A 3,416-nucleotide genomic window follows, 5' to 3' on the forward strand; every position below is an offset into this window, starting at 1 on the left:
GTATGACTGGGTTGTAATTGGCGGTGCAAAGCCATTTTATGAAGTTTTTTTTAATATTACTAATTCTCCTTCTATGCAGGGGTGGGTAATGGGCAGTGCTATTTTAGGCTGTTTATTGGGTGTAATGATTTCCGGAAGTTTGTCTGATAAATACGGTAGAAAGCCCTTAATGATTGTCGCTTCAATCTTTTTTACACTTGCAGCAGTAGGTACCGGATTGGTTGATACAATAGAATGGTTTATTGTCTGGAGAGTTGTTGGCGGTATTGGTATTGGTATTGCTTCGAATCTTTCACCAATGTATATTGCCGAAATTGCTCCGAGTGAATCAAGAGGGAAATTTGTTTCGATAAACCAGTTAACTGTTGTTATAGGAATATTGGCGGCGCAGATTGTGAATTGGTTAATTGCAGACCCGATTGTAGAAGGACAGGATATTTTGAACTCCTGGAATGGTCAATGGGGCTGGAGATATATGTTTTGGGCTGGAGCCATTCCATCAGTAGCCTTTTTTGCTTTGATATTAATTATACCAGAAAGTCCAAGATGGCTGGCGAGTCAGCGTAAATATGGTAAAGCTGAATCTATTTTTACTAAAATTGGCGGACTTGCTTTTGCAAAGGAACAAATTGAAGAATTGAAATCAAGTGCAGGAGACGTCAAAGAAGAAGTGAATTATAAAATGCTTTTCGACGGCAAAATGCCTAAAATTCTTTTATTGGGAATTGTTATCGCAGCCTTTCAGCAATGGTGTGGTATTAATGTGATTTTTAATTATGCTCAGGAAATATTTTCAGCTGCCGGTTATGGCGTTTCGGATATCCTGTTCAATATCGTTATTACAGGCGTAACGAATGTAATCTTCACATTCGCAGGAATGTATTTTGTAGACCGTTGGGGAAGAAGAACGCTGATGCTTATCGGTTCAATCGGATTATTTTTCATCTATGCATTGCTAGGGGCATGTTATTATTACGAAATAACTGGGCTTGCAGTTTTAGGACTTGTTATAGCTGCTATTTCCTGCTATGCCATGACATTGGCACCAATTACATGGGTTGTTTTATCTGAAATATTCCCGACAAAAATACGTGCCATGGCAATGGCGATTTCGACTTTCGCTCTTTGGACAGCCTGTTTCGTGCTGACTTACACTTTCCCAATACTAAACAGCAGTCTTGGCTCTTACGGAACATTCTGGCTTTACGGTCTGATTTGTCTATTAGGGTATTTTTTCCTTCGTATTTCCCTGCCGGAAACGAAAGGAAAGTCTTTAGAGGAAATAGAAAATGAATTGACAAAATAATAGCATATAATAAAATGGAAAATACAATTGCAGATAATTTGAATGCAAAGCAATCGGTTAACGAAACGGGTCAGGACGAAAAAATAACAGCTTATTTAATTCAGTCTACCGTTAATGAAGATGGTGTAGTACGCGTTTGGGAAGAAGTTGTTTTACTGCCTACGTACCAAATTGGCGAAGAAGAAAAGAACCCGATTTTTCTTGAAAAAAGGGTATATCAGGGAAGTTCAGGATCTGTTTACCCTTATCCTGTTGTAGAAAAATTATCAGATGAAAAATTCGATAAGTCATATAACGCTGTATTTTTAGAAAACAAATACATCAAAATAATGATTCTGCCAGAATTAGGAGGACGTGTTCACATGGCGTATGACAAAGTAAAACAGCGTCATTTTGTGTATTACAATCAGGTTATAAAGCCTGCTCTTGTGGGGTTAACAGGACCTTGGATTTCTGGCGGAATTGAGTTCAACTGGCCACAGCACCACCGTCCGAGCACTTTTTTGCCTACGGATTATAATATTGAAGAAAATGAAGATGGAAGCAAAACAATCTGGTGCAATGAAGTGGAAAGAATGTTTAGAACCAAAGGAATGCAGGGATTCACAATGCATCCTGATAAAGCTTACATCGAAATCAAAGTAAAAATCTATAACCGTACTGCTTTTCCTCAGACTTTTCTTTGGTGGGCAAATCCTGCTGTGGTGGTGAATGACGGTTATAAATCGGTTTTCCCTCCGGATGTGAATGCAGTATTTGACCACGGAAAAAGAGATGTCTCTAAATTCCCGATTGCGACTGGAGAATATTACAAACAGGACTATTCTGCAGGAGTTGATATTTCGAAATATAAAAACATACCTGTTCCAACATCCTATATGGCGGTTCAGTCCAAATATAATTTTGTGGGTGGTTACGAAGACAATGTACAGGCTGGATTACTGCACGTTGCCAATCATCATGTGTCTCCTGGAAAAAAACAATGGACATGGGGTAACGGAGATTTCGGTTTGGCCTGGGACAGAAATTTAACTGATAAAGACGGTCCGTATATCGAATTAATGACAGGAGTTTTTACAGACAATCAGCCTGATTTTTCTTGGTTTCAGGCTTATGAAGAAAAATCTTGGGTACAGTATTTTATGCCGTACGCCGAAGTTGGCTACGTTAAAAATGCAACCAAAGATGCGATTATAAACATTGAAGTTGAAGGTAATGAGGCCGATCTGATTTTGTACACAACAGGTCTTTATGAAAACTTAAAAATTGAATTAAAAGACAATCAAAATAAGGTATTGTTTCAGGATGAAATTACGATTTCTCCTGTAAATCCGTATAAAAAGAGAGTTTCAATTGGAGAAACAGCATCTGAGGATTTAATTTTTACGGTTTATACTTCGAATGGTAAAATTCTGGTTCAGTATCAGGAAGAAAAAGCTGAAATAAAACCAGTTCCAGATCCTGCAAAAGCAGCGCTGGATCCAAAAGATATTGCTTCAATGGAGCAGCTGTATTTGACAGGTCTGCATTTGGAACAATACAGACACGCGACTTACAATCCGCTGGATTATTATTTTGAAGCTTTAAGCAGAGATTCTAGAGATGTGAGATGTAACAATGCTGTTGGTTTATTGATGCTGAGAAGAGGACAGTTTGAAAAAGCCGAAACGTATTTCAGAACCGCAGTTGAAGTTTTAACAGAACGCAATCCAAATCCGATTGACGGTGAACCGCTTTATAATTTAGGTTTCTGCTTAAAACTGCAGGGGAAAAATGATGAAGCTTACAATTCACTTTTCAAATCGACCTGGAATGCGGCTTGGCAGGACGCCGGTTTTTATGCATTGGCACAAATTGACAGTATAAAAGGCGAATGGACAGAAGCGCTGGAAAGAGTAGAATCGTCACTTATCCGCAATTGGCACAACCACAAGGCACGTCAGTTGAAAGCTTCTATTTTGAGAAAGTTAAACAGAAATCAGGAAGCTTTAGCATGGATTGAAGATTCTCTTAAAATTGACCGTTTTAATATGGGATGCCGTTTTGAGAAATATCTGCTGACAAAAGACCAAACTGTATTAGACGAAATGAATACCATTATGCGTCAGTG

2 protein-coding genes are annotated in these 3,416 nt (G+C 38.5%); both read left to right on the top strand.

Going from position 1 to position 3,416, the window contains the following annotated elements; all coding sequences use genetic code 11:
- Positions 1 to 1,306: sugar porter family MFS transporter (locus VFS71_RS06695; protein ID WP_326400147.1), on the top strand; the 1,306-nt coding region annotated here is incomplete at its 5' end.
- Between the two features lie 14 nt (positions 1,307 to 1,320).
- The coding region (locus VFS71_RS06700; protein ID WP_326400149.1) for a DUF5107 domain-containing protein at positions 1,321 to 3,416 on the top strand (2,096 nt) is incomplete at its 3' end.

The organism is Flavobacterium sp. (assembly GCF_035760125.1).
GTDB lineage: Bacteria > Bacteroidota > Bacteroidia > Flavobacteriales > Flavobacteriaceae > Flavobacterium.